The sequence below is a fragment of the Stieleria varia genome (genome assembly GCF_038443385.1).
Classification (GTDB): domain Bacteria; phylum Planctomycetota; class Planctomycetia; order Pirellulales; family Pirellulaceae; genus Stieleria; species Stieleria varia.
Map to the genome: position 1 here is coordinate 5017462 of NZ_CP151726.1, position 25979 is coordinate 5043440.

Annotated in this window: 23 protein-coding genes; all 23 read right to left on the minus strand. The window is 53.8% G+C overall.

The window, feature by feature from the left end; translation table 11 throughout:
• Positions 1–170: 170 nt before the first annotated feature.
• Positions 171–1070 carry a glycosyltransferase family 2 protein gene (locus Pla52nx_RS16865; protein WP_146519111.1) on the minus strand — a complete coding sequence of 300 codons (900 nt, stop codon included), beginning with the start codon at positions 1068–1070 and terminating at the stop codon, positions 171–173.
• 101 nt (positions 1071–1171) lie between these two features.
• Complete coding sequence (locus tag Pla52nx_RS16870; RefSeq protein WP_146519112.1) at positions 1172–3223, minus strand: beta strand repeat-containing protein; 2052 nt, start codon at positions 3221–3223, stop codon at positions 1172–1174.
• A 393-nt stretch (positions 3224–3616) separates the two neighbouring features.
• Positions 3617–4858: an acyltransferase family protein gene (locus Pla52nx_RS16875; protein ID WP_197454393.1), complete on the minus strand. Its 1242-nt coding sequence runs from the start codon at positions 4856–4858 to the stop codon at positions 3617–3619.
• Positions 4851–5807, minus strand: coding sequence for an FkbM family methyltransferase (locus tag Pla52nx_RS16880; RefSeq protein WP_197454394.1), 957 nt, complete (start codon positions 5805–5807; stop codon positions 4851–4853). Before Pla52nx_RS16880 ends, Pla52nx_RS16875 begins: the two co-directional genes overlap by 8 nt.
• Before the next feature lie 49 nt (positions 5808–5856).
• Entirely contained in the window at positions 5857–7062 is a 1206-nt protein-coding gene (locus Pla52nx_RS16885) for a glycosyltransferase family 4 protein (protein WP_146519115.1), read from the minus strand.
• The gene (locus Pla52nx_RS16890; protein ID WP_146519116.1) at positions 7062–8129 is read right to left on the minus strand and encodes a glycosyltransferase family 2 protein; all 1068 of its coding nucleotides are present in this window, start codon (positions 8127–8129) and stop codon (positions 7062–7064) included. Before Pla52nx_RS16890 ends, Pla52nx_RS16885 begins: the two co-directional genes overlap by 1 nt.
• A 38-nt stretch (positions 8130–8167) precedes the next feature.
• Positions 8168–9124: a glycosyltransferase family 2 protein gene (locus Pla52nx_RS16895; protein ID WP_146519117.1), complete on the minus strand. Its 957-nt coding sequence runs from the start codon at positions 9122–9124 to the stop codon at positions 8168–8170.
• Positions 9114–9986, minus strand: coding sequence for a sulfotransferase (locus Pla52nx_RS16900; RefSeq protein WP_146519118.1), 873 nt, complete (start codon positions 9984–9986; stop codon positions 9114–9116). Before Pla52nx_RS16900 ends, Pla52nx_RS16895 begins: the two co-directional genes overlap by 11 nt.
• Positions 9987–10024: 38 nt before the next feature.
• Positions 10025–10834 carry a sulfotransferase domain-containing protein gene (locus Pla52nx_RS16905; protein ID WP_197454395.1) on the minus strand — a complete coding sequence of 270 codons (810 nt, stop codon included), beginning with the start codon at positions 10832–10834 and terminating at the stop codon, positions 10025–10027.
• 7 nt (positions 10835–10841) lie between these two features.
• Entirely contained in the window at positions 10842–11690 is an 849-nt protein-coding gene (locus Pla52nx_RS16910; RefSeq protein WP_146519120.1) for an FkbM family methyltransferase, read from the minus strand.
• Between the two features lie 34 nt (positions 11691–11724).
• The gene (locus Pla52nx_RS16915) at positions 11725–12705 is read right to left on the minus strand and encodes a glycosyltransferase family 10 domain-containing protein (RefSeq protein WP_146519121.1); all 981 of its coding nucleotides are present in this window, start codon (positions 12703–12705) and stop codon (positions 11725–11727) included.
• A 1-nt stretch (position 12706) separates the two neighbouring features.
• Complete coding sequence (locus tag Pla52nx_RS16920) at positions 12707–13678, minus strand: sulfotransferase (protein ID WP_146519122.1); 972 nt, start codon at positions 13676–13678, stop codon at positions 12707–12709.
• Between the two features lie 8 nt (positions 13679–13686).
• Positions 13687–14742, minus strand: a complete 1056-nt coding sequence (locus tag Pla52nx_RS16925; RefSeq protein WP_315854994.1) for a galactosyltransferase-related protein — start codon at positions 14740–14742, stop codon at positions 13687–13689.
• Between the two features lie 27 nt (positions 14743–14769).
• Positions 14770–15360, minus strand: a complete 591-nt coding sequence (locus tag Pla52nx_RS16930; protein WP_146519124.1) for an acyltransferase — start codon at positions 15358–15360, stop codon at positions 14770–14772.
• A gap of 66 nt (positions 15361–15426) precedes the next feature.
• Positions 15427–16785: a glycosyltransferase family 4 protein gene (locus Pla52nx_RS16935; protein WP_146519125.1), complete on the minus strand. Its 1359-nt coding sequence runs from the start codon at positions 16783–16785 to the stop codon at positions 15427–15429.
• Positions 16761–17699 (minus strand): class I SAM-dependent methyltransferase, encoded by a 939-nt coding sequence (locus tag Pla52nx_RS16940; RefSeq protein ID WP_146519126.1) that lies wholly within the window; start codon positions 17697–17699, stop codon positions 16761–16763. Before Pla52nx_RS16940 ends, Pla52nx_RS16935 begins: the two co-directional genes overlap by 25 nt.
• 85 nt (positions 17700–17784) lie before the next feature.
• Entirely contained in the window at positions 17785–19164 is a 1380-nt protein-coding gene (locus tag Pla52nx_RS16945; RefSeq protein ID WP_146519127.1) for a glycosyltransferase family 4 protein, read from the minus strand.
• 63 nt (positions 19165–19227) lie between these two features.
• Positions 19228–20412 (minus strand): glycosyltransferase, encoded by a 1185-nt coding sequence (locus Pla52nx_RS16950; protein ID WP_146519128.1) that lies wholly within the window; start codon positions 20410–20412, stop codon positions 19228–19230.
• A 5-nt stretch (positions 20413–20417) separates the two neighbouring features.
• Positions 20418–21191 carry an FkbM family methyltransferase gene (locus tag Pla52nx_RS16955; protein WP_146519129.1) on the minus strand — a complete coding sequence of 258 codons (774 nt, stop codon included), beginning with the start codon at positions 21189–21191 and terminating at the stop codon, positions 20418–20420.
• A gap of 3 nt (positions 21192–21194) precedes the next feature.
• On the minus strand, positions 21195–22184 hold the full coding sequence (locus Pla52nx_RS16960; protein WP_146519130.1) for a class I SAM-dependent methyltransferase: 990 nt from the start codon (positions 22182–22184) through the stop codon (positions 21195–21197).
• Positions 22185–22425: 241 nt separating this feature from the next.
• The gene (locus Pla52nx_RS16965; RefSeq protein ID WP_146519131.1) at positions 22426–23745 is read right to left on the minus strand and encodes a polysaccharide ABC transporter ATP-binding protein; all 1320 of its coding nucleotides are present in this window, start codon (positions 23743–23745) and stop codon (positions 22426–22428) included.
• 48 nt (positions 23746–23793) lie between these two features.
• Positions 23794–24696, minus strand: a complete 903-nt coding sequence (locus Pla52nx_RS16970) for an ABC transporter permease (protein ID WP_146519132.1) — start codon at positions 24694–24696, stop codon at positions 23794–23796.
• Between the two features lie 75 nt (positions 24697–24771).
• Entirely contained in the window at positions 24772–25860 is a 1089-nt protein-coding gene (locus Pla52nx_RS16975; RefSeq protein ID WP_146519133.1) for a glycosyltransferase family 4 protein, read from the minus strand.
• Positions 25861–25979 lie beyond the last annotated feature (119 nt).

Below are 25979 nucleotides of genomic sequence, written 5' to 3' on the forward strand. Positions count from 1 at the left end.
AAGCCTTCTGCAATGTTAGTGAGCTTTTTCCCAAACAATCGGATCACGAAAACAATTCATGACGACTCTCCGTAATGTGTGAGGCAAGATCCTTGCCAGTCAACACTGATAGACAAGCATTCGGAATGCCAACAAATTGACCCGAGCAAGCGAACCGCACCTGCCCTCTGTTAGCTGCTAACCCGCTTCTTTTCAACCAATTGCTTCGCAGCAAAATACGCTCTTATTTCGCCAACCAACTTCACAGGAATCCACCACGGATGAGTCAAGTGGAACTTCGTACGCACTTCCCGCAGAATCCGTTTCATGCAATAAGCTCGTGCTTCCGTGGGCGAATCCGCATGCAGCAACGCAAAATAGTGATCACCAACACCGTGTTTAGGATCGGCACTGGTGAGGTGGGAACCCGAGCTGCGTGTTCCGCCTCGTTCGGCACGCAGATGATCGATTCCGGCTCCACCAAGAAATCGAATCTTGCCACCCGCTTTTCCGATTCGTCGGGCAAACTCCGTCTCAAACCGATAAGCGGAACCCACAAAGTTCTCGTCAAAGCCGCCGATGGAGAGAGCTCGCTGACGATGGACGCAGAGGTTGCCAGCCATCACGTTTTGGACATCCATGTCGCGGGTGGAATGAAACGGAAAGTCTTCGTCGATCCGTAGTCCTATGGTTTTTCGAGGCGCCTCAACATCCTCGGGTTTCTGCCACGGCTGGATCACCTGTCCCACCGTTGCCCATAGTGATGGATCATCAACGTGGGCCGCACTGTGAATCGCAACAATCTCGGCTCTCGGCAAGATGTCATCGTCGAGAAAGAGAACCAACTCTGACATGGCATGCTGCAATGCGTGGTTCATGGATCGCGTGATGGACGGCGTCTCCAATCGAATCCATCGTATGTCTCCGAGGTCGTGCCAGTCTTGCAATTTGCGCTGGGTTTCAAGATCGTGTTCGGGGGTCTGATCGATGACCAGAATTTCATCGGCCCGAATCTCCAGTGACAATAACGCACTGACCGAGTCGATGAGCACCGCGTCGCGTCCATACGTAGGAATGGCGATCGTGATCATGCAGAGGTTGAATTCATAGATGTAGCGGTCTCAATGCAAAACCGGTCAGATGAAGTAATCATCTGACCGGTCGAGAGATAATCAGCGAGACGCGATTCCTATCAGACAACCACGATGGTCACACCACCGTCGGCACCACCTCGGATGTACTGTCCGGCGTCAACCGTCAGTGTGCCAGCGCCGGCGAAGTCACCAATCAGTTGAACGCGTGAATCGGCAATGCTGTCGATCAGCCGATCTCCACCAGCCAGATCAGCTGTGCTGAAAATGAGGTCGACATTGTCCGCGGAGAGGATATCGCCACCGATCGACAGATTGCCGTTGGTTCGGATTATCACATCGCCACCGGGCACGTTAACGTCGATGGTTCCGCCCAGAACCACGCCGTTATTATGAAGCACGCTGAATCTAGCCAAATCGCTCGCTCCGCCAAGGGAAACAAGTGATGCCGGCATCGCTGGTAGCCCACGGATTTCTAGTGCATTTCCGTTTCCGATGACGTTACCCATAACGTCAATGGCTCCTCCTCCACGCGCGAATAACAAACTGTCACCCAGTAGGTCCAAATCTCCATTCACCGAGACACTGCCTGTTGCGAAGAGGCCACCGGCAACACCAAAGACTCCCGCTGCGCTCGCCATGTTGAAGCTGATGTCGCCCCGACTGGTCATCGCAGAAATGCCCGAATTGAATGAAGCCGTTGGAGCTTCGATCTCGATCGAACTGAATTCACTCATTTGTGAGAGGATCGTGGCCGAAGTGACGGCGGCGATAGTGAGTGTAGGAACGTTTGCGCCAACGGCCAAAGCACGCCCGTTGACCGTGATCGATCCATCGCCTCCCTGGCCCGCCGGTAAGGCTTCAAAGACAATATTTCCCAGCCCAGTGAATGCACGACCATTGTTCAGGTTCAACGTGGTTGCTTCAAATTCGGTCGTATTGCCTCCAGCATCAATACCTTCATTGACATCGATGGTTTGCGCGATCAACGAAGCGTTCATCGGAAAGGAAAGGTTGCTAGCCGACAACCCATTGTTCACCAACGTAATCAGTGACGTTTGCGTAACGCCCTTCTGTCCGCCAATTGTGAGATGTTCGTATCCAGAAAACTGGGCGATGTCCGTCGCATCAATCACCAAGCTGTCTGGGGCGGTGGGGGAGGATGCCGTGTTGAATACCGTGATCGGATTCCCCGCAACTCGAGAACGCAAGGTCACCTCGCTGCCTGCTAGAACATTCGGTGCTACCGCACCGGAAATATCCAAGGCCCCGCCCTCGATGGTCAGGTCGTCCACCATCACCGTTGATAAATTAAGATCAGGGCTGGTGAGCACTGCCGTATCACTTGTCAGCGTGCCAGCGATGCTGACTTGTGTGTTTCCCTCGATGGAGCTGCTGTTGGAGCCAACGTTACCAGCGAAAATGGCCAAGTCAAATGCAAGGACGCTTAAGCCATCTAGTCCAGTCGCGTCCGAAAGAAACTGGACGTTACCACCTTCCACACCTAAGCTCGAACTGTTGGCGGAGCTAACCGGACCGTTGAACGTCACCGCGCCTGTGCTTGCGCCTACAAAAGAGCCATTGGTGACATCGACTGTATCCCCTGTGTCGGTCCCAAATTCAATCAGATTATTATCAGATGTCTCAATGTCTCCGCCCAGTTCAATGAGGTCTGTCAAAATCTCTACCTGTCCGCGGCCCGCACCAGTCTGCACGTTCACGCCCCCGCTGCCAATAATCGTCAGCTCATCGGTTCTTGTGTCATTGTTGACCCGAAGGCCCTCGTCACCCCAACCAGAACCGCCGTTTCCATTGATCGTAACCGTATTCATGCCGTCTCGCATGTTGACTCGAACTCGATCGGTTACCAACGAGCCGTCAATCGTCACGGTGTTCGCATTGACTTGAGTCATGCCAGCACCCGGCGTGGTCAGAGTCAACGGATTGGTATCGGTGATCGTATAAAGGTCGGCCGCATAATCGACCGTCATGTTGTTGTTTTCTGTCACCAACCCGTCGATTCGCAATTCCCCTAACACGACGGCAGCGGTGGCCAAATTGAGCCGTGCTTCCAACTGCTCGAGTCGGCGAAGCTTGCGTCGTTTTGCTTGACGCGGTTTGGATTTGGCTAATGAACGGAGTTTGTTAATCATGGAATGGATGCCTTGGGGGGATGTATGCAATGAAGCAAAACAGGAGGTGTGGGGAAACATGCGGTGGGAGGACTAAGCGGTGGCCCCATGCACCTGACAGTCCTAGACGGTAGACCCTCCGATGGCGTACCAATGGTTGCCGTTCAACACCGGAAAAACCCGGGTTATCCTACTCCGGATGATCTAACGCCGCAATGATTTGAAGAAAAAGTTCAATTTTTTGCAGAGTGGACGTTGGGATTAGTTGGGCGACAGATACCTATATTTGCCGTCAGATTGAACGCGTGGGACAGCCGAACGGAGGGCCGCTCGGTAGCGCAGCGTTTGGCTCCCTCCCAGTGAGCTGCGCTGAGCCTGAATCAGGACGAACGGAAGCCCCCCTCGTGGGTATGTTCAATTCTCAATAGCCGGATTCATGTCGTCCCAGTGGGGTGGTGGGACCAGTTTGCAACTCGGCATCACCCACGAACGTAAACGCAGAAACGGGCGTTCGATCGTGTGCGACAAAAGCAGGCCCAAACCGATCGAGGCGGCAAAAAAAAGCAATCGGTTGAGCCACTGAATCCACGAATCAGCGAAGCCTGCAGAATCCAAAGCCTGATTCATCTGAGTTTGTGCCGATGCCACACCTGGTACAAAAAAGATGATCGAGTGAGCGAGATAGATAGTGTAAGAATAGACCCCGATTGCCGAGACCATGTGAAAGGGTGCCCGAATCCATACTGAACATCCGTTGCCAAGTTGCGGATTCAGAGCCGCCAACAACACCAGTGATGCAGAAGCGACGAACAGCAGGCTGAAACCGATGCTCGATGTCGGCCCGCCACTTTCCAAGGGATACCGCCACACAAACAGCACGCCTGCCGCCACCAGGAATACGGAGGTCCACGGCAGCCATCGCGTTGGACCTTGGAACCAGCCTCTCAGCCAAGCCCAGCTCGATAGCACACCAAAAAGCAAGGAGTCCATGCGGAGATGGCTTCGGTAATAGTTGATTTTCCAGCTACGTCCTGTGGACAGGTTGTGCAGACGCATTGCCAGGATCGCGAGGCAGATCAGCAGGATAACACCGATGAAACGATTCGGATTGGCACGCGTCCCAAACAGCATCGGCTTGAGTAGCAGTAGCAGCAGTGGCAGTAGCAAGTAGAAGTGCTCCTCGACCGCTAGCGTCCAGCTGTGAGGCCAAGGGATGCAATCTAAGTAGTTTTGCAGAAACAGCCCGTTGGGGATCGCGTTGGACGCCGTATCGCGGAACTGCGTCGCATTTGTCGTCAACCCATGGTGCAATAATTGCAAGGCGACGCAGCCGCCATACGCAGCAAAATATGACGGCCAGATCTTCATGCCGCGCCGGATCCAAAACCGTTTCAATCCAATGGTGCCGCTCTTTTCAAGCTCGCGAAACAGCAAAGCCCCGATCAAAAAGCCCGACAGGACAAAGAACAGGTCGACACCGATCCAACCGATTTGACGCACGAACAGGAACGCGGTGTCGGCAAATGAACTGGGGGCAATGCCGAGTTCCGGACTGTGCCGAAACAGCACCAGCAAAGCCGCAACTCCGCGAATGACGTCTAGGGTTTCCAGACGTTTTCCTGAGCTGAGAAGATCCAGTCGCGAGCGATCAAACATTACGGGCGATGATCCAGAACGTCCAATTGTGTTGGTCCGCATCGGCGAGCTCGATCACGCTGTCCAGTTCATCAATCGCCCGTAGTTTGTCAGGTACAGCATAGCGTCGCAGCACGCGTCGAATCACACTGTCTTCTTTGGCCCGAAATTGGTCATATCCCTCTATGTGGTTGTAGATTTCTCGCAGTCTCGCGACCACCGTTTGGACGTTGCTGCCGAATCGGGGCAGCAGGTGAGGATGGAGTTCGAGCAACAACACGGGACGGTCACGCCGCAGCACGTCGAATGCACCCTCGACCACTTCGGCCTCATAGCCATCGACATCAATCTTGATGAAGTCACACTTTTCCCGAACGACCTCCGAAAGTGGTTTCATGTCCACCGCTGCGATCCCCTGTCCCTCCGTTTGAATTCCGCTGTTGATTCCACCACGGACCTCAACGGTCGTTTCTCGTGAACCGACAGCGATCTCATAAAGGTCGACGTTTTTTAGAGTATTTCCAGAGATATTCGCTTTCAGCTCCGTAAGATTCTCTGGACTCGGCTCGATCGCGGTGATCCGCCCGGACCCACCAATCCGTTGTGCGAACATCAGGACGTGGTAGCCGATGTTTGCGCCAACATCTACGACGCTCATCCCAGGCTTGACGTGTTCATTGATGAGCGCCCGCTCGGTGATGTGCCGTTCGCCCATCAGATACAGCAACTGTTGCGATAAGCTCCGTGACAAATCCAAATGCATCCGGTAGCCAAACAGATTCCGTGTGGTGAGGCAAGGAGACGGTAGGTTGCGGAAGACCTTTTGAGCGACACTCACTTCAGCAACCCGGAACAGGTGATTGAAGAGTCGTCCGATGGTCCATCGAATCCGGTGGTTTGACCAATTCAACGTCGATTCTGCGACTGTGACGTCTTTTGTTTTCGCATCACGTGTTTTCACATCACTCATTCGAATCTCGATGAAGGGGACCGGCGTGGGATTGGCGAAGCGTTTGCGTTCACCGTTTTTTTGCCAAGAGCTCTCGGAAGAATCCTTCCAATTCAGCACCGCAGACTCGCCATGTCTTGGCGTGAGCGTAGTTCGCGGCTGCTGCCGCCATCCGCGGTGCCTGTTCGTCAGAAACGACATCCAGAATAGCCGAGACAAAAGCATCGACATCGCCGACAGGGCATACGCGACCGTTGACAAAGTCTTTGATGTAGTCGTGAGTGCCGCTGTCATCGGAGGCCACGACGCACATGCCGCGGGCCATTGCTTCGAGCGCGCTCTTGGCTGCGCCCTCGCACAACGTGGGAAACAAGAAAATGCCGTGCTCGTCAAAAATATCAAGCAGTTCTTCCTGGCTGGTCCAGGGAACCCAGCGAATCCGAGATCGATGCTCGCTGGAGATCAGGCGTCTTGCTTGATCACATCCATCGGGCGAGGTCACCCACGTCATCGATAGCTTGGACGTTCGCGCGAATAGGTGATTTAGGATTTGAGCAGTAACGTGAGGACCCTTGAAAAAGGAAAATTGCCCCACATGCAAGATCTTGTTTCGTCTCTGGTCCGAAAACGGTAGGACGGAGCGAGACAAGATGGAGTCGCTAACTCCGTGATGAATGGTCCGAATCGGGATGGCGTCCTTAGGGTAGGTATCCTTCAAAAAAAGTCGATCCATCTCACACGGTACAACAATCCCGTCCATGTAACGAACGATATCATTCCATTGCTTTGTCAGCAGGGACTGCAGTGGTTTGGAGAATAGGTTTCTTGGGAATCGATTCTGTGGCACGCCGAGTGCTTTATGCCACTTCGGTAACGCAGCATCGGCACGCAACTCCAAGCCGTGACTGCGGTTGACGATCACGCCTGGGAAACCCTGTCGTTTGAGTTGCCGGCCGACCAAGTACCCTTGAGGTTGGCTCACCATGACCACGTCGTACTCGTGACATGCGACCGCTTTGCTGACCTCTCGCCAGTAGTTGCGGGGCTGTTCCAACAGCGAGTGCAGATTGCCGTGTGAGATTCGGCGGGGCCCCAAGTCGTCTGCCCAGATGGAGTCGACGGTGTGCCCGAGACATCGAAAAGCAGAGTTGGTGTGGTAGACTGTACCGGCTGCTCCACTATTGGGATCGGGGGGGACATTGGCGACTGTCAGAATCCGAAGTGGTTGTCGCGGTACGTCACTCCAGCCGTCGTTGATTTCGCCTTGAGTGGGCATTACGCGTCTTGCCCCTGACCACCGCGGGCACAGGCATCTCGTTCAGCATTCGCGCCCGAGAAAACAAAGAGCGAAGACTGTGCGAGCCGGGCCCACGCTCTCCAGTGATGCGGCCGATGCCGAATGACTTGCCAAAGGTAGGCTCGCCCGCGGGCATCTCGATTCTTGATCAACTGCGAGCCAATCATATAGTTCGTGTTGCTCTGATTGAGGACTCGGGACCGTTGCTGAGACCGAGTCGGCTCGCTGTGCCGACGCTCATCTCGCTCCTGTCGTAGGTCGGCCGACAACTTTGCTGCTTTCGCCAGTATCGGAGTTTCGTCTTCGCCCGAGATCCGAGCCTGATGGCACTCACGTCCAAATACGCCGAAGCGTTGTTGGACTTGTCGCCCCGAACCGGTGATCCCCACAGAGTCAATCTGCACTTGGTAAAGCACCTCGGGAACGTATCCGATTTTGGAAACCTCAGCCAAGCGAAGCCATAGATCGGCGTCTTGACCACAGTAGAACTGGTGACGGTATTCGCCCACCTTTTCGTAGATGGGTTTGCGGAACATGACTGTCCCATGGGCAGGCGGCCCGATTCGATCGTGGAGCAATTGTTTTGTTGCTTCGTCCGGATCGGTCGGTCGGCTGGTCTGGCTGAGAAACTCGCCCTGGGGTCCGACGTACTCCGCGAAGCAGGAGACGAATCCGAGCGAAGCGTCTTGATCCAAAAGAGCGATTTGAGATTCGAGGCGTCGCGGTCGGGAGACGTCATCGGCGTCCTGTCTCGCGATGACATCGGTTTTGGCAACGGAACACCCTGCGATTAATGCTTTGGTCAGTCCCGTGTTGGCCTGATGAATCACACGGATGCGTGAATCGCGATCCGCGTATGCATCCAGTATCTCGCCGGTTGCATCGGTGGAGCCATCGTTGACCACGATCAGCTCCCATCGGCTAAACGTTTGGTTCAAGATGCTGTCCACGGCTCGAGAGACGCATGACTCATTGTTGTAACAACTCATCACGACGGACACTCGTGGCTGCGACTGAGACGTTTGATCCAAAGGTTCTCGATCCATTCAAAAAACACTAATTCACGACAGGCTTTGCGCGAGTCCTATCGTCGAAGCGCTTCACCCAGTTTGACCGTCAACCACCACCCCAAAACGGATTTGATCTGACGGAATCTTTTCGTGGCGGGTTGCCGTCCGTTAAGGATCATCATTTCATCTGAAATGTTCAGAGCGGCCTCCGCCTCTTGCACTAGCCCACGCTCGCCACACATGCGAGCAATCCAGAAAAGAGTCCTACTGAGTGGTTCGACGTAGGTCCAGTCTGTCTTTCCATGCTGTTTCATCAGGCTCCAGATGGACTCATGAGCTTGAAAGAAATATAGGGTACGATCACGTGTGAACCCCGCGTTCATCCCACTTGCTCGATCCTCGTTGTGATCGACTACCGTACACAATTCTTGGTCAACCCGAGTGACTCTTGTACCCAGCAAACCGGCTCGCAGATCGTGCTCCCAGTCTTCCATCACTCGATAGGATTTCCAAGGACCAATCGCGTCACAGACCGCTCTTCGCCACAGCGGAGTGAGTGTGGCCCAGCCACGTTTAGGCAGAAAGGATGGAAAGATGTTCTCGATCGATTCCGCCGTTTTGGCCCAAGAGACCCATCGGTTGGTTCTGGGGTCTTGCCTCAGTGTGATGCAGTAACTCACGCCCGCATCCGTATTCTCGGTCAGTGATTGCACCTGTTTGCTGAACTTCTCGGGATGCAAAACGTCGTCACTATCGAGGTACTGAATGAATTCTCCTTGGGCAATGGCAAGTCCGGTGTTTCTGGCTGCTCCCGGCCCCGAATTGGACTGCGTGATCACGCGGATGATCTCGGAATGCTGCCGATGCAGTTCTGCGAGCACACTTGACGTCGTGTCGGTGCTGCCATCGTCCACCAGAATGATTTCGATCGGACGATAGGTTTGCGACAGCACACTATCAACGGCTGCCCGCACTCGATCGGCCCGATTAAAAACGGGGATGATCGTCGATACGAGACCATCAGCTGGCATGTGTTGCCGTGGGTGGTCTGAACGATGGTTGTTTGAGATTTTGTCCGGACAGGGGATAGGATGCTGAACGATTCAGGTTTTCCAGTCCAGGCAGCAGTGCGTAGGCGAGCTGGATGTCACGCCGAAAAAACCAGCGGTGGTCGTAGGTGGTGGCTGTGCTTTTCCGTGCATCCAGTCGCATCGGATTGCCTGTGGCGATGTGACCATGAGCTCCGGAGGGATTCTGCATCGATTCAGAATACGGCAACTCTAGGAACTCGCAAATGCCAGCAGTGGATGCGTTCGAAAACAGGCACAGTTCTTCGTAGCCCACGCTGTGCACGGGGAGCTGGTGTTGCTTGAGCGCATCAAGTTGCTGCAGGACGGAAGCTTTCCAGAATCGCAAAGCACGCATCGCGTTGAAAATACCACTTCGCTCACTTCGCACCAGTTGAGACGCAGCATGGGACCTCGCGTCACGCACCAGATGAATAACCTTCAGCGACTCGATCGCTCCACGACGCTTCAGCTCCAGCCAAGCATCCAAGCCTTGAGCGTTCTTTGATGAATCGCTCAGCCATCGGTTGGATCCGACGGATTCGCTAAAACGATGGGCTAGCTGACCGAGCGCGTCGACGTGGGTTGTCTCGGGATTCGAGACGAGCGTCTGTGTGACGGTTCCCCACAGAACGCACTCTTGCAGAGTTTGTCCACAGGAGCATTTTTTGGTTTCACGTTCGGCCAGTCGTTTCTCTCGGTAGTCCGGGCTCGTTAGCATGCTTGCTTCGCCGGTTCCGACGATTCGATCATGGCCGCTCAGCATCAAGTCCAATAGCGTGGAACCGCTGTGGCCAAGTCCGTAGATGTACACGACGTTTAGCATCGGCGTGATATGTGATCTTGATTCATGAGATTACCGGTTTATTGTTCCGCGACGCTGTTGGACGTTTTCTTCGCTCGCACAATATTGTGTGCCATCGCTTTGAGTGAATACATGCTATTGCAAAGAAACTGACTCGCTACGTTGTGCACTGGAGCATATTGATTTCGTTTCATCCAATCACGCATCTGCCACTCAAGTGCTGCCACGATCGATGGAGCCAGGGTGTCGCGAAAGCTGCCTGAGGAACCCGATTGGATATGATCGCGGTGCAAGAGCGTTTCGCTGTTGAACTGATTGTTTCCTTCGCCCTGGTCCGCGGTGGTGGTTCGCATCGACTGACGTTGTCGATCAACGGAAAACTCATCGGCGAGCATCTCGGCGTCTGACTCCGTTAGCTTGATTCCGAGAAAATCAGCGAGGTTTATCGCTTCACCTGCTATATCCCTGGTCAATGCTTCGTACGAGGAAATGTGAATTCCCGGCACGGAGGTCCAAGCATCGTATTCCTTCATCAATGCCGTCAGCCCACCATGAACGAATGAGAAAGGAGGGCTGTCGTATTTTTTGACAATCGATGCGACCACATCGCGTAGGTCACGATAGACGTAGACGATCCTCGCTCTCCCGGTATGAGATAGTTCAGCGGCTTGCGGGAGAAACTTGTGCGATTTGGCCACGATCGTTGACTTAGGATCGCGGTGATCCTGGAGAAAGGCTGCGATCGTGTCGGGTGTGACCAGATGCACCGTAGGGCGTCCCAAAATTGCCGAGACGAGCTGTGTTTGCAAAGTCGATCCGCCGCGGCGCATACCGACGCAGAAAACATAATCGTATTGAGAGTTGGGCAACAAATGACTATCGATGAGAGGCGAGCGAAGTGTACATGACATTGCATCCGACGGTACCGGATTGGACATAGCCGTTTTGTTTGAGAAATTCGCTGACTGACAAATCAGATCCCCCACTGTTGTCTTCCACAACAATCAGTCGCGGACGCAGGGTTCCCAGATTGGCGGCTTTGAGGACCGCGAGTTCAGCGCCTTCGACGTCGATGCTCATGCAGTCGATCGCGTCAATGGAATGCTCAGCGAGCACGGACTTGAGGGTTCGTGCTGGAACCGTGGTTTTCTCAATCGTTCCGCCCCGAGATAGAATCCTTGCTTCATGATCCGGAGCTTGACCGAGGAAGCTCAGCGTGTCCATGCCGTTGGGGCCTCGAACCATCGAGAACTCTAGGGTCGGCCCATCCACTTCACCGAGTGCCGCATGGACCACTGTCGCGGCGGGGCGATTCGTTCTGCACTTTGCAACCAATTCCGGGTGTGCCTCAATGAGGAGGGATCGCCACCCGATCGACTCAAAAAAGAGGCTATTGCTGAGACTGATTCCGTCGTAGGCACCGATCTCAATGAACACACCCTGAGTTCGGTAATTGAGAGCCTGCCACAGATAAAGCTCTTCCCCGTGCTGAGCTGCGCATCGGATTTTATCAAACGGCCGATCGACCAATTGTGCTGCGATCGCTTGGCTGGTCGCGCGACTGATGATGCCAAGATTTTGCTCCAACACTTGGCGATGCTGCTCGGAACGGTGCAGCCGCAAGTGAACTTCACGAAGCTTCTGCCAGATCTTCCACGAGATCGCAATCGCCGCAGTGGAGACAAGCAACGCAAGGACGGATGTGAGGACTGCTGCAGCGTTCATAGAGGTTGATTCATGCTTTAGGTGGATCTCGTCGCTAGCGATTCAGCGAGAACATCGTCGCGAGTTTTTTTGCAGCGCGATGAAAAACGCTCGGGGGAGTGATCGAAATGGGTTGCCAGGAGCCGAGCCCCGGGGGCAGTGATTGCGCCACACGCCGAAACAAAGAGGGATGCGAGTGCCAGCCGTTTCGGATCGCGATTTCTTTGTTCTTTAACGCGAACGGCTTCAGATGATCGTATAACTCCGAGTTCACTCGGGACAGTATCTGTTCAAGCTCATCGAGTGTCGAGAAGCACAGCAATCCTCGTTGATCGAAGAGCTTTCCGATGCCATCGCAGCCGTAGTAGATCGGAATCGTATCCACCAACAAGCAATCGATCAGTTTTTCGGAAAAGTAGAAATCGGAAGCCGCGTTTTCCATTGCGATGGAGAAGCGGTACGGAGCGATCGCTTCCTCCTTACCGCCCACTTCTTTGATGCCTTTCCCAAAACAATCCACATCTGATCGCTCCAAAGCGTGCTGGGCAACACTGCGACGAAAGCTGTAGGCTCCCGAGTCGGTGTGCTGAATGCTGCCCATGAAGGAGACGTGTTTGACTTTCTCGGTCTGTGATTTCAGAACGGAGTCGCTGTCTGAGTCTGTCCAAACGCTAACCCAATTCGTACCAAAGTGGAGTTCGCGGTAAGGAGCCCCTTTTTGAATCAGGTGGTGCTGATGCGTGTAGATACAATCAAATCTCTGCTCCAAAAGACTTAGGTGCTCGTAACACGCATTGATCGGGCTTTCCAGCAGTGCTGCAAAACGCTGGTGGCGAGGATAGCTCAATGCGGCTTCGTCGGTGACGTGCATATTCGCAAACAAGCCGGCATGAAAGGAAGCTCCGCGCTTGAGTACGTCATCCAAAACGAATTGGTAAAGCTGATCCGCCCATCGGATCTCGACCGTCGGCGGACCGATCTTGATTCCTCTGCAATCAATGCGAATCGCATCGGAATTCAAACTGCAATCGGGCATCTTACACTCGCTCTGTGCTTGGCATCGTCGACCACCAGTGGGGTTCACGATACAGAGGGACGTCAAATCGATCCCAGACCCGTTGGACCTGGAGGATTTGTTCGCCGCTCAACTGTCGTTTCCAACTGTCCGCCATAGCGGCACTGTTGCGGTTGACGGCGTGGGTATGGTAGTCGCCCGGGTCAATTGATCCATTCATGCACAAACGGGTGTGTCGCTCACGCGTTTCTTCGGTGTATGGCAAGCCGACTTCGTGGAAGATTGTTTGAAAACTTTCGATCGGATGCTCGCAAAGCTCCTCGAATAGATAGTGGACAATCCTGGGATTCTGCTGCAGCTGATTCCACTGCACGAGATTCAAAACTCCGTGCAGAACGGTCGCCGCAGCGGCGTCGTTTCCATTTTGATGCGTCTCCATCAGATCGACATGAGGATGCAAGTGATCCTCGATCAAATCTTGGCGTGAAAGGAAATCTTTAATGAGATCGCCGATCGGCCAACCGAGTCGCAGGATGCTGGAAACGAATCCGGCCGGGTGTCGAAAGAGAGCGAGCGTTTGAAAATCAAAATGTTCGGCCAAGTATCCCGTAAGCAGGCATGCCAGAGGATCTTTGATCATGGTCCGGCGGATCGGCGGGCGAAATAGCCTGAGAGGCATCAGGCGATGGTGTGTGTTTGGTGTAATGGACGTGATTCGAAAGCGGCCATCCAGAATCGCCGCTACATAGCTGTCGATGTCGCTGCGTTTGCAGCTGGGCGATGCGTAGGTAAATCCTTGTGACCAAATGTTTTTGTTGGGATTGAACGGTTCATGGATGTACCACAGTCCCGGTTCGGCCATCATGCTGGCGAACCATGTCGTGCCACTTCGGTGGGTTCCGCCGATGAAGATCGGCGGTCCACTTGGGAAACCACGCAGCTGTGCATGTTGCCTCGGGAACTGTTTCCAGGCGGACAAGATCTGAGTCATCATGATGTGATTCACGGACGACACCAATCATGCTGGGGAGCCTCCGAACCGAAATTGGTGTGGGCCAGTTTCTCAATTCGCACTTTCGGTGCAAGTAAGCGTTTTTGAGATAGGAAATTTCCCACGTCGGCGTCTCGGCTCGCGGTCTCGTGCCACAAATGAGCAATCGGCAGAAATCCGGATTCGCCGATTTTCAGCGTTCGCATTCGATCAATGAACTCGTTGTCTTCTCCACCCCACCCGTAAAACGATTCGTCGTGGCCACCAATACGTAGGTACGCGTCGCGTTGAATCACGATCGGATTGGGTGCATTGTGGACAACGCATTCAATATGCTCGACGGCGTCAACGGTCCTCGTGCGTTGAACGATCGCGGAATCCTCGCGAGACAGGTAGAAAATGAATCGGACGGGACGAATCGCTTCCAATCCTTTATCGAGAACTCGCACGCATTCGCAAGCAAAATCCTCCGGTATCAACATGTCTGCGTCCATCAACGCGACGTAGCGTCCGCGGGCCATCCTGACACCGACGTTTAGTCCCCAAGAACGATTGTAGGGCAAGCTTTCCTCTTTCAGTAGAAGAAGTTTGTGCCGCACCCCAGCGGGAATGCGATGCGCGTATTCGCTTTTTGTGCCCTGCTCAACCACGATCACCTCGGTCGGTATTCCGAGTTGGGAAAGCATCGACGAGATCGAAGCCTCGAATTGGGCGGCCCGGTTGAGTCCCCGCACGCCGACAACAAAACTGAGCAGCGGCGTCCCTTTGGTTGGATCCTGCTCAGTGAATGAAATCGGAAACAGGTTGTTGCAGTGATGAAACAGTCGTTGAGATACTCGTGGGAATAATCGCGTGACCGTTAGCTTTGAACTGTCCTGCCAATCGCAGTAGCGGCCACCGGTCACAGTATCTTTGACCAGTCTCTCGCTCCTGTTGCACAGATCCAACCATGAGAGTCCAAACTGATTTGCAACGCTTGGTGCGTTCAGGACAAGCTCGGTTTTCCAACGCTCATGCAGCCAGCATCCGATTCTCTGCCTAAGGCTGTTCAATGAAATGCCATCCACTTTTGAGTTGAAACTCTTTCCGCGCTGTTAGTCTCGCGAAGCAATCCGCTTTGCAGGTACGCCGGCCCATATTTCATACTCTGGGATATCGCGAGTGACGACGCTGCCCGCGCCGACGATCGCCCCACGATGCACGGCAACCCCTGGCGTGATGATCGCGCTGGCACCGATCCACACGTCATTGCCGATGATCACTCCGCGTTTATGCGGTGGGGGAGTTTGATCTTTGATGGGGGTTCCTCGGGAAGTTCCGTGATTGCTTGCCACGAGGGAACAAAATTGGCTGATCAGACAACCTGAGCCAATGACGATGTCTCCGCCTCCCGCTCGGAGATTATTGTATTCTCCGATCCAAGTTTCGGCGCCGATGGAAATACGGCCGAAGCCGTTGAGCTCGTCACCGAACGCGAGGATGGTTCCCCCGCAGATGTTCACCCTGTCGCTGAGGTCGCAGAGGTCCTTACGGTATCCGATCATTCGGATGTCACGATCAATTTTGCAGCCCGATGCGGAACTCTGGATCTCTTCGATCCGCTGCAGGTGAAAGCGGCGTTCGCCCAAATCCCGAACGATTTCTGGAAAGCGAAGCAAGGCCAGTCCTCGAATCCAATTCAGCATCGGCTCAGAAGATCCAGGTTCGAGGCAACGGAGAAGGTTGCAAAATGATTGAAGTTTTCCGCATGCTCATTTTCGTGGAGACTCTCCGTGATCACGTTCGCCTGCCAAAACCAGGAACGCTTCATGCGAGGTTTTCGATCCAGACAGGGTGTGCGGCCACTCGCCTCCAGGGCCGTTGTCCGGGGGTTGATGTCTAACCATCTTTCTTACAAAGCCTGCGATGCGATGACCGACGATCGGATCAAGTCTTCCCGAGGGAGGCAGTTGACAGTGGATCTCGCCAATCTTCGGCGTCATCTGGATGAGGGCATTCAGGATTCGACTCCAGTTCGCAACCGATACTTCACAAGAGAGCTTCTCCGTGACGGTTTGGAATGCATTCTGACGGATCTGATCACGCAATCGGAGTTGATCTTCAATGGCAATGATTTGTTCAGCGGCGGCGTCCACGTTCGCAACGTCAAACAGCATACAGTTCTGCTTATGGTGGAGCAGTCCTTCAAGTCCGCTACCGGTGTAGCGAGAAGAAATCACGGGTGTACCCGCTGCCATGCTTTCCCAGATAACAATCGGTCCAGTTTCCCAGCTTGAGGTTACAATCAATGCGTCGCAGACGAGGTAAAGTTTATCATTGAGTTCTGTCGGTTGAAGAAATCCCAGAAACTCAAAATGAGCAGAGAGATCGCATTGCTCGACACGACTCAGGAACATCTCTTGTTCGGGCCCCGTTCCTGCAACCAGAAAGCGAAAGACTCGGCCAGCGCGGCGGAGTCTGATGGCGATCTCAATGAGGTCGTGGATTCGTTTTTGAGGCTGTTCCAGACGCCCCGAATATCCGATCGTGAACACCGGGTTTGGTGATCGTTGTGGAAGCAGTGGCGGCACATGAGTCCCGTATGCGCAGTGGAAAACTCGGTCCTCCGGAACTTCGCCCAACTCAGTCGCCAGTCGGCACGCCAATCTGTTGGTGCAGACCACGGCATCCAGTTCGTCACGCAGCCGCTTCATGTCCGCGAACAGATCCTCCTGGATTCCGTGGCACGTCATGACGGCTCGGGTGTCTCTGCCGCGGCATCGCTCCATTGCCGCAGCGCGGATTGCGTCAGGTATGTTGACCGACAACACGACGTTCGGAGCCAAATGCTGGATCGTTCGACGGAGGGACCTTATGCGACCCGCTGGTGTCGAATCCGGACAGTCGATTGACACCGTTTTTTTGAACGGATGAACGTGCAAGTAACGGTCCGGTTGGTGATGGCGGGGACCTGCCACAAGGCCGAGTGTGACATCCCACCCCTCCGCGTTCAGACCGGGCAGCAGATAATCTAACCAGGTGGACAGTCCGCCAAGCGTATACGCTGAAGGCGCGACGAACAGTATTTTTGCATTGCCCGCCATCATCACTTGCCAACGCGTCGAAGCCATATCCCGGCACCGGTGTTCTTGAAACACATTGGCATCAACGATCGCATCAAGTCTGGGCGATGAGTGCAGAGAGCGTCGCCCCAAAGGTTGATTTCAAATCCACTGCTGTGCATCAGCAGGCATCTCAACATGTACGCTTCGTTCCAGGATCGACCGGCCAAAATCCATTCTTCGGGGTACTCGAATGGATAAAAAACATCGTGAATGTGAATCCAAACGCCCGGCTTCAATCGCGGCAACACTTCGAAAAAGAGGAAGTTGACGTCGCTGGAAGCCTTACCGACATGCGAGGAGTCGATGAATAGAATGTCAGATTCGTTGAGTTCATCAAAGGTCGAAAGCGGAACGTCTTGGACCTTTTGAACCATGACCTTAGCCGACCCTGCGTCGGTGGGACGCATGTTATCGTGCAATCGCTCTGGATACGGCTCGATAAAGGTGCAATGAAGTGTTCCGTTGAGGAACAGTTCGTTGACATCAAGCGTCAGGCAGGACGAGAATCCCGAACCGATCTCGATCAGCTTCGCCGGTTTGAGATGGCGCAGCAGAGAGTAGAGCAGGATTCCGTCGGCGTAGCAGTAAAATCCGTTGTCAAAATAGTATCGATGTTCGCCGCGCTGCTCTTTTGTTTCGCCGAACGGGATCTCTGAGTAATACGCCGCGAGTTTTGTGATCAATGCTTCTTGAGCATCCCAGTTGAGTGCTATGCCCGGGAGTTCTGAAAGCTGTTCTCTGCCAGACTTACGGCCGATTCCAGCGACGTCATTCGCACTCGGTACGGGCGAATAATAATGTCCCGGAGGGTACGACTGCCTCACTTTCCAGGTCGCCAGTTCCTGCAGTAAACGGTCGCGATCCCGGACCAGATTACGAATCCCCGGAAGTCGCTTTGCCAAATCGCGTACAATTCTCATTTGCAACTCCTGGGAATGTGCAGCATGTTGATGCACCGGTGGGAGGCAGGCTTCACGCCTCGACAGCTAGCGCTGACTGACTGGTTCATTGATGCGATTTCTGATCCAAATGAGCATTCTCAACACTCGTTGATGGCAGCTGCGGAAAATGGGGAATGGCATCGGGGGCGATTGAGATTCCCATCGCGTTGGAGACGTTCTCCAACAGATCACTATTTCTGCAGCGATAGTGAGGCCATTCTTCTCCACCGGATTGGTGCGGGAAATATCGGTGCCTGAGTCGCCGGTATCGCTCCAGCCAAGATTCAGGGATGCCGAACTTTCCTCTCCGCCTAGGAGTCTGAAAACTCGTTCCGGACGTGATTGAAGGTCGTGCCCAGCATTCCTCTAGGGCTTTACTCCAACGCAGGCCGGAGGCGTGCGGCGAAAAATTTTCGTTGATGTGTCGTCGAGCATTATCGCCCATTCGTTCACGTTCGACCGAGTCGTTCAACAGCCCCGCAACCAAGATGGCAGCTTGCTCGACGTCTCCCACTGGGAACGTAAGTGCATTCACCTTGGGCAGAACGAGTCCTTCGTCGTGAAGTCCAAAGAATTCGGATGTCACCGGCACAACACCGTGCGCCATCGCTTCGGCGATCGATAGGCAGAACGCTTCGTTAGACGAGAAGTTGACAAACACATCCAAATGAGGAAAGAAGTCCCGATAAAGTTGCTCCCGTGACAATCGTCCAAAGCACCGGACGTGCTCAGGAAATTGATTCGCAAATTCCTTGATCTCGTGACTGATGTTGCCATCCCCGGCAATCCAAAGTTCTGCCGATGGCGATAACTCGTGCAGACGCTGAAAGAATGGGATGGTGTCGCGAACTCGCTTTCTGCCTTCCGAATCCAGTCGGCCTGCGAATCCGACGCGGAGCGCGGAGCCGTGCGACTCGTTCTCGTTCGCCGTGCCTTGAACCGCGTTGGGCAAATGAACCAGTCGTTCGGCGTCGAATCCCCACGGCGGCATTCCCATTACCGCCATACTTTGTCGACCGATACAGACGGCCAAGTCGATTTCATCACGATGGCTCAGCAAAGCCGCTGCTTGATGCGAGAAATTCCCGTGGTTCGTCACCACCAGCCGTAAGTCGCGTCCCTCATTGCGGACTCGTTGGATCGCTTCAAATGCGGAATCGAGACAGTTCAGAATGACGATTTCTGGATCGACCTGCTTGATCGCGCGGCAGATGGCCAAGACCCGCCCCTCTTCCGTTCCGGTTCGTCCGTCCATCCACACCGTGCGAAATCCGGGCCGGCAAGCTTCGATCTTTGCCGGATCATGAAACTCTCGCCCCCAAGCCAAGCCGATCGTCACTTCCCACCCATTGGCCTCTAGTTCGGGTGCCAACAGTTCCAACCACGTCCCGATACCGCAAACGGTGTGTGAGGAATAGTAAAGGATTAGGATTTTACGTTGCATCAGGTTGCTTCAGATCGATTCTGGTTATCAGCAATCGTCGCCGCTGGGAACTTGCGTCATCAATCATTGGTCGCACCCGGTGAATCGCCGAACCGATTCAACAAACCGAGACCGCGTGAGAACGTTCTGGCTTACATGGGCGCTTGACTCAGCCATTCGTTTCAACTCGCCCGGATTTGTCGTCATTTCCAAGAGTACCTCCGATAATTTCGTTGGCTCCAATGTGTTGGCAACTCGCCCGAGTTCATGCTCTGAATAGAACGTTGTTAGCGACCCGTATGTTGGCGTGTGTACAAAGACCGGCCTACCCGTTGCCACGTAAGTGCTGAACTTGGTCGGAAACGAAAGAGTCGTCATCGGCCGCATGACGCCCTCGAATGCCTGCGGCATGTAGAGCAGATCGCACTCGCTCATCAACGAATGCACTTCCGTCAAACTTCGCCAGCCATAGAATATGGCTTTGGCCGGCTTTGATGCACGGAGGGAGATTTCACCACCCGCGATCACCAGTACCACGTCACGATCGGCCAGTCGCCAATCGACATGGTCCAGCGCTGCAAGGAACGCTCTCCAGGCCGAATGAGAATACATGCCGCCACAGAATCCAATCCGAAACTCTGTTGGCTCTGGAACATCTGAGCGAGGATGGCACTGGTCAGCCAATCCGTGACGAACGATGATCGGCTCACCCTGCGTGTATGGTCGGTAGGCCTCCAGCATCGATTCACCTATGACCGCCACGCGATCTGCCCGTCCCAGCAGTTGATGGAAACGTCGCATTGTTCGATCTCTCGTGAGTCGATCGAGCGAACGTTGCATCAACAGGTACATCGGGTCGTCCCAAACTTGAATCAGCAAAGGAATCTGTATCTGGGCACTCAAGTGCCATGCGACGTCGATCGCCGCAGTCGAATTCAGGATGCACCACAATTGTTCTGAACGAATCTGCTCAACGTGAGCAAAGACGTTTCGCGCGGAATCGCGAATCGCCGGTTCATAGTTCTTCATTCGCTTGAGAATGCGTTGGGCTCGACGCCACCATTGGATCTCCAGAGCTCCCCTTTCATTCGGGACACAAAAGATGTTTTTTTGAGTTTCCTCTTTTGACGCCAGTGTTGCTCCAGTTTTTAACAAGCCAACCGTATTGAGCATTCCCGGCGGAACGCAGTCGGCCATTTCTCGCAGCAGAACGCATCCCACATTTGCGTCTTCGGGTTCGACGCTTGAAATGATCGTTGTGGTGAGCATCGGTGCTAGTTTTGGCTCCTGCCAAGCATCAGTTCTGTGTTCTCAAAAAGACAATCGAATTGCAGGATTCTTCCATCTTTTTGACTTCTCCATTGATCAATATTACCCGCGTACTCAAATCCATGAGATTTCATCAAAGAGTAGATTTTATCGAACCCTGGTTCGCCCAGGTACAGTGGTTTCGCACTGATCTCAACAACGACTGCCAGGGTGCGAGCTAGGGTGTTTTTAGCGCCTAGTAGTACTTGTTCCTCGTAACCTTGAACATCTATCTTGAGAATGTATTGGCCTTTCCAATCTCGCTCGGCCACGATGTTGTCGAGGACGCTGACGGTAATCTGTTCTTGTTCTGCCGACGCCGTGTGTGGCAATTCTTGTTTGTGTAGTTCGCCCATTTCGAGCAGTGATGAACTTGGCGTGCTTGCACAGCGATTGATGAATGTGGTGGATGGTGAATCACCGAGCGCTGTATGAAACGCTTCAAACGGTTTAAGGTTATCCTGGTTGCTTTTCAATTCTGTGTAGCACGACTCAAGAGGCTCGAAAGATACGATCGGTGTTTCGGGCATCAGCTGCCTTGCCAGCATTGCGAACTGACCTTCATTGGCACCGACGTCAAGAATCAGGTCGGCGTTGTAGATTTGCAGACACCGCCAGCAGGATATCAGTTGCTTCTCGTACTCGAGTTTCCGCCTTTCTTCGACCGAAACTCTGCGTGACAGTTCCCATCCGCATTTGCGGAGAAGCGATAACGTTAAGTTCTTGAGTGGTCTGAGCACTGTTTACCTACATTTCCTCGACGGGCGAAGCACAACAAGAATGTGATCGGCGAGACTCGTACCATGTGGTACAGCAATTTCATGCCGCAAGTACTTCAGACCTGGGACATGACACATGGTCCTTGCCACAAAACCAGCAACCGGGTTCTGCAAACTCCTCGCCCAATAGTACAGATGTTTGATTGATTGGTGGAAGCGTTCTGTACCGCTCGAAACTTGATGAGAGTGGTGAATCAGTGCATCAAGATTCCAGCCACGGTCGTTGCAAACCTTGCGGAAAAATGCGACTCCGCCAAAGGATAGATGTTGTGCCGAGTGAAGGTACCAATGGTGTCCCCGAAGTAGTCGCCACGTCCAGTGATCGGCATTCCCGGTTGAGATATAAAGACGTCCATCGGGCTTGAGCATTGTCATCAGCTCGTCGAGAGATGTGCTAAGGGAGGGTAGGTGTTCAAAAACGTCGAACAAAGTGATGACGTCGAATTCATGTTGCAATTCTTGCGCTGTCGTAGCGTTCAAGAAATCTGCTCGGTGCTCGATTCCGTTCCGTTTCAACTTTTCCCGTGCGTCGTACGAGGGCTCAATCGCGTGTTTGATCCAGGCAGCCGGCAATGCTTTCAGAAAATCCCCTTGATGAGCACCAACGTCCATGATTTTGATAGGATCGTCTTCGCTGTAGACATCAAGCAATCGCTTTCTGGCCGCGACCCAGGAGCCGACTTTCTCGACATCATACTTCCACATGGACTCCGGCAACTCGCGATAGAGCGAGTCAAGATCTGAAAGCCCGACTTGTGGATCACGAAATGTTAACGCACAGTGTGGACACCGAAAGAGACGGCTGTCTCTCAATCGATCGGCGATTTCCTTGACGATCGCTGGAAAACCCTTTGCGGTGCATTCGACAGGTGTTCGGCAGGGTCCAAGATCAATGCAATCGCGTTGACCGCAGAATGGACAGAACGAAGACAACGCGGCATTCACAGTGAGCATAGATAGAAGCGCGAGTTTGGAAGCGTCGCAATTCGCCGTACCGAAAGCTGCCAGCGATGGCCGGTTGTACAAATCGTGCTGAAGAACACATACACCTCGGTCTGCAAATCCTCGATCATGATCAATTGGTCGCCCACGAGATTATGCGTTAGAATCTGCTGCTATGACGAATTCCAGTGGCTCCAAAGTCATTTTCAAATCGATGTTGTCCTGATTCGAGGTCACATCGGCACTCGTGAGATTAGCCAACGCCAAGCTTCAAATCCTGAAGATTCGGCAGCTGTATGGCTCCCCATGCAGAGTTCCAGCCTCGGAGGTCGGTGGCGGAGAGCGTGATGGAGAATGGTAGGACGTCGGCCAGCGAATCGTGAAGCCTCTTGCCTTCCGAACGCGCTTCTGAAATCGATACGGCGCAGTGGTATTGACCAGGGCCGAGTGGAAACTGGGCTTGGAATTGGGTCGTGGCTGTCGAACCTACGGCTGGAGCGGCGACCGGGGTTGTGAAGGCACTTCCGATCGGCGTCTTGTCTTCCGCATAGATCGTTAGTCCCAGGATAAATGGCCCAGCCTCTTCGTTCGCTCGAATGGTTGCATCCAAAACAAAGGGTTGATCTGTGCTCAATGATCGGTCTTCGCTAAGTCCTTGCAGTTTCAAATCAACGAACTCAAGGTGACGATCCAATCCACCAAAGGGACGAGGGGCATTTGCAATGCTGACGGGTGACTCATCGGTCACCAGGTTTTCTTTGATGTATCGCGAAACCGCCTGGTCGGTTGAACCGTCAAAGGCGACGCCTCCTTTGGACAGCACCACGCACCGTTCGGTCAGACTGCGGATGGAGGCGAGATTGTGACTAACAAACAAGACCGTTTTACCGGACTGAGCGACCGATTTCATCCGTCCCAGGCACTGTCTCTGAAACTCCACGTCACCCACTGCCAAGACTTCGTCGACGATCAGAATTTCGCATTGCAAATGCGCCGCGACGGCAAACCCCAGCCGGACCATCATCCCGCTGCTGTATCGCTTGGTCGGCGTATCGAGGTATTTGGCACAACCACTGAAGTCAACGATGGAATCCAGTTGCCCCGTGATCTCATGACGCTTCATTCCCAGAATAGCACCGTTGAGATAGACATTCTCACGGCCAGTGAGTTCGGGGTGAAATCCTGTCCCCACCTCCAGCAAGCTCGCGATTCGCCCCTTGGTCTTAATGCATCCTTCTGTCGGTGCAGTGACTCGGCTGAGCAGTTTCAACAGCGTGCTTTTACCAGCCCCGTTGCGGCCAATGATGCCAAGGATCTCGCCTTGGGCGACGTCCACACTGATATCACGCAATGCCCAGACGTAGTCGGGAGTTGTTTCGTTCTTAGTTCCTGGTTCTTGGTTCTTCGCTGTTGACTTTGTCCGGTCGTTGACTTGACCGACTTTGGCATAGGGGTCGTCTTTGCCTCGGATCGTATGCCACCAGCGATTCAAATCATGCGACAGCGTCCCCGTTCCGACTTGGCCAAGTCGGTAGAGTTTAGAGACGTTCTCGATTTTGATCGCTGCGTTCACGCTAGTTTTCTGGTATTTGATAATGAACTACGACGAGTGGCTCTTCCGCTACACCGTATCCATAAACGTTTGCTCGGTTCGGTTGAACAACAGGACTCCGACGGTGAGCACAGTCAACGTAAAGAGCGTGGTGTACAGCAAGCCACCGACGGATGCTTGACCCGAACCGAGAAAACCATACTTGAACGCTTCGATGATATGCGCGATCGGATTCCACCAAAGGATTCTCTGAAATCGCTCACTCAGCGTGCTCATGGGATAAATGATCGGAGTGGCGTACATGGCAAGCTGGACACCGAATGCCAGCAGAAACGTCAGGTCGCGGTACTTCGTTGTCAATGAGCTGAAGATGACTCCAAATCCTAATCCCAAACCTGCCATCAGCAGCACACAGTAAAGGGTCGACAGCATCCAAGCATTCGGATGGATCAGATCCGTGGAGGCGAGATACCACGCCCAGACGAGCAAGAACAAACCAAACTGGATTCCAAATTTGATCACGTTGCTCACGACAATCGATAGCGGAACGATCAGACGTGGAAAGTAGACCTTGCCGAACACGTTGGCGTTGCTGACAAAGGTGGTGGACGTCTTGTTGAAGCTGTCCGAGAAATAATTCCAGAGCGTGATTCCCGCCAGGTAGAACAATGGTGCTGGTATCTCGTCCGTGCTGATCTTGGCGATGTTCCCAAAGACAACGACGTAAACCAACATCGTCATGACGGGCTGAACGAAGAACCAGATCGGTCCCAAGATTGTCTGCTTGTAGACGGTGACGATGTCCCGCTTGATGAACATGAACAACAGGTCACGATACCGCCACAATTCCGCGAGATCGACATCCAATAGGTGACGCTTCGGTCGGATGACCAAGTCCCAGTCGTCATCGGCGCAATCATTGCCCAGTGATTGAGTGGAGGTTTCGGGATTGGTTGACGGAGCGAGAGACATTCGGGTTGTTGGTTGTTGGGGCTTGGTTGGCCGTTCTTCCTGCACGCGGGGCGAGGGGAGATGTGTTCGGTTTTGCTAACTGCCAGTTGCCAACCGCTCAATTTTGGAGAATGGTTTGACGCATTCTTGCCACGTCAGCGTTGCGGCTCTTGTCTTGGCGGCTTCGCTGAGGGTTTGCCAATTGGTTTGATTGGTCAGGAGCTCTTGGAGGGCGTCGGCGGTCCATTGCGGGTCTTCAACGGGGCCGAAGAGGCCCGCTGGTTGGCAGATCTCGGCGATCGCGCAACAGTTGGTGCTGACGATCGGCGTTCCAAACGCCATGGCTTCGGCCGCCGGGATGCCATACGACTCGCAGTGACTTGGCAATGCGTATACCTGATTGATTGCGTACTGACGATGTAGTTCTTCATCGCTGACGCGACCCAAGATCTCGACAGCGTCGGCCAGTTTAAGAGAGTTGACTTGATTTCGGATACGCTGCTCGTAATCGCTGTCGGGCCATGGGCCGACCAAACGCAGTGTTGCGGGGATGTCTCGTTTACGCAGGATCGCGACTGCATCGACGAGCGTGTGGGCGCCCTTCCACGCGGCCATCGCCGAGACGGAAAGGATGGAATAGGGATCACGAGACAAGTCGGCGTGCTCTCGTGCTGCTTCAAATGTGTCTTCGTTGAGACCCACGTAAGCGATCTCGTGTGGACATTCTTTGCGTCCTTGATTGTCCGCCGCGTACAGGCTGCGTAAGTGGTCGGAAATGTAAAGCATCAAGCCAGCATGCTGAAACGCTTTGCTGTAGCCCACACGTTGCAGCCTCGCCTTCAGTCGCTCTTTCCAGTTCCGATGAACGATCGGACGGTAACACCACGGATTCTGGCACAAGACGGCTTGAGGGACCGGACATCGAGGGATCAGGGCTCCCGATACCGTCAAAACAACATCTGATTTTCGCTCGCGAACCAGAGACGGAAATTTCGTTGTTTCCCAGAGAGTCCTTTTGGCCCAATTTCGGTAGTGGTCCGAAAGTGGAACCGACACCGCGCCCTGCTGCAGAATATCGTCTGGAGGTGGGTTGGATTCATAATGCAGAATCTCCAACTCATGTTCGGGCAAGATTGACTCGCTGTACGGGCGCAGAAAGCCGTACACGACATGATTTCCGCTCATGGAGCCGATCGAAAGAGTGTTGACGAGGAGACGCAAGATTTAGAGTTGGCAGGAGGCAGGAAGGGAAGACGACGGAGTTTGTGGGGGCGGCACTGGTGGAGCAACTGCCTACTGACTCC

What these genes read in the sequence shown, in the direction of transcription:
- Pla52nx_RS16865 (WP_146519111.1), bottom strand. Translation starts at nt 1,070, where the DNA reads ATGATCACGATCGCCATTCCTACGTATGGACGCGACGCGGTGCTCATC.
- Pla52nx_RS16870 (WP_146519112.1), bottom strand. Translation starts at nt 3,223, where the DNA reads ATGATTAACAAACTCCGTTCATTAGCCAAATCCAAACCGCGTCAAGCA.
- Pla52nx_RS16875 (WP_197454393.1), bottom strand. Translation starts at nt 4,858, where the DNA reads ATGTTTGATCGCTCGCGACTGGATCTTCTCAGCTCAGGAAAACGTCTG.
- Pla52nx_RS16880 (WP_197454394.1), bottom strand. Translation starts at nt 5,807, where the DNA reads ATGAGTGATGTGAAAACACGTGATGCGAAAACAAAAGACGTCACAGTC.
- Pla52nx_RS16885 (WP_146519115.1), bottom strand. Translation starts at nt 7,062, where the DNA reads ATGCCCACTCAAGGCGAAATCAACGACGGCTGGAGTGACGTACCGCGA.
- Pla52nx_RS16890 (WP_146519116.1), bottom strand. Translation starts at nt 8,129, where the DNA reads ATGGATCGAGAACCTTTGGATCAAACGTCTCAGTCGCAGCCACGAGTG.
- Pla52nx_RS16895 (WP_146519117.1), bottom strand. Translation starts at nt 9,124, where the DNA reads ATGCCAGCTGATGGTCTCGTATCGACGATCATCCCCGTTTTTAATCGG.
- Pla52nx_RS16900 (WP_146519118.1), bottom strand. Translation starts at nt 9,986, where the DNA reads ATGCTAAACGTCGTGTACATCTACGGACTTGGCCACAGCGGTTCCACG.
- Pla52nx_RS16910 (WP_146519120.1), bottom strand. Translation starts at nt 11,690, where the DNA reads ATGAACGCTGCAGCAGTCCTCACATCCGTCCTTGCGTTGCTTGTCTCC.
- Pla52nx_RS16915 (WP_146519121.1), bottom strand. Translation starts at nt 12,705, where the DNA reads ATGCCCGATTGCAGTTTGAATTCCGATGCGATTCGCATTGATTGCAGA.
- Pla52nx_RS16920 (WP_146519122.1), bottom strand. Translation starts at nt 13,678, where the DNA reads ATGATGACTCAGATCTTGTCCGCCTGGAAACAGTTCCCGAGGCAACAT.
- Pla52nx_RS16930 (WP_146519124.1), bottom strand. Translation starts at nt 15,360, where the DNA reads ATGCTGAATTGGATTCGAGGACTGGCCTTGCTTCGCTTTCCAGAAATC.
- Pla52nx_RS16935 (WP_146519125.1), bottom strand. Translation starts at nt 16,785, where the DNA reads ATGGCTTCGACGCGTTGGCAAGTGATGATGGCGGGCAATGCAAAAATA.
- Pla52nx_RS16940 (WP_146519126.1), bottom strand. Translation starts at nt 17,699, where the DNA reads ATGAGAATTGTACGCGATTTGGCAAAGCGACTTCCGGGGATTCGTAAT.
- Pla52nx_RS16945 (WP_146519127.1), bottom strand. Translation starts at nt 19,164, where the DNA reads ATGCAACGTAAAATCCTAATCCTTTACTATTCCTCACACACCGTTTGC.
- Pla52nx_RS16950 (WP_146519128.1), bottom strand. Translation starts at nt 20,412, where the DNA reads ATGCTCACCACAACGATCATTTCAAGCGTCGAACCCGAAGACGCAAAT.
- Pla52nx_RS16960 (WP_146519130.1), bottom strand. Translation starts at nt 22,184, where the DNA reads ATGCTCACTGTGAATGCCGCGTTGTCTTCGTTCTGTCCATTCTGCGGT.
- Pla52nx_RS16970 (WP_146519132.1), bottom strand. Translation starts at nt 24,696, where the DNA reads ATGTCTCTCGCTCCGTCAACCAATCCCGAAACCTCCACTCAATCACTG.
- Pla52nx_RS16975 (WP_146519133.1), bottom strand. Translation starts at nt 25,860, where the DNA reads ATGAGCGGAAATCATGTCGTGTACGGCTTTCTGCGCCCGTACAGCGAG.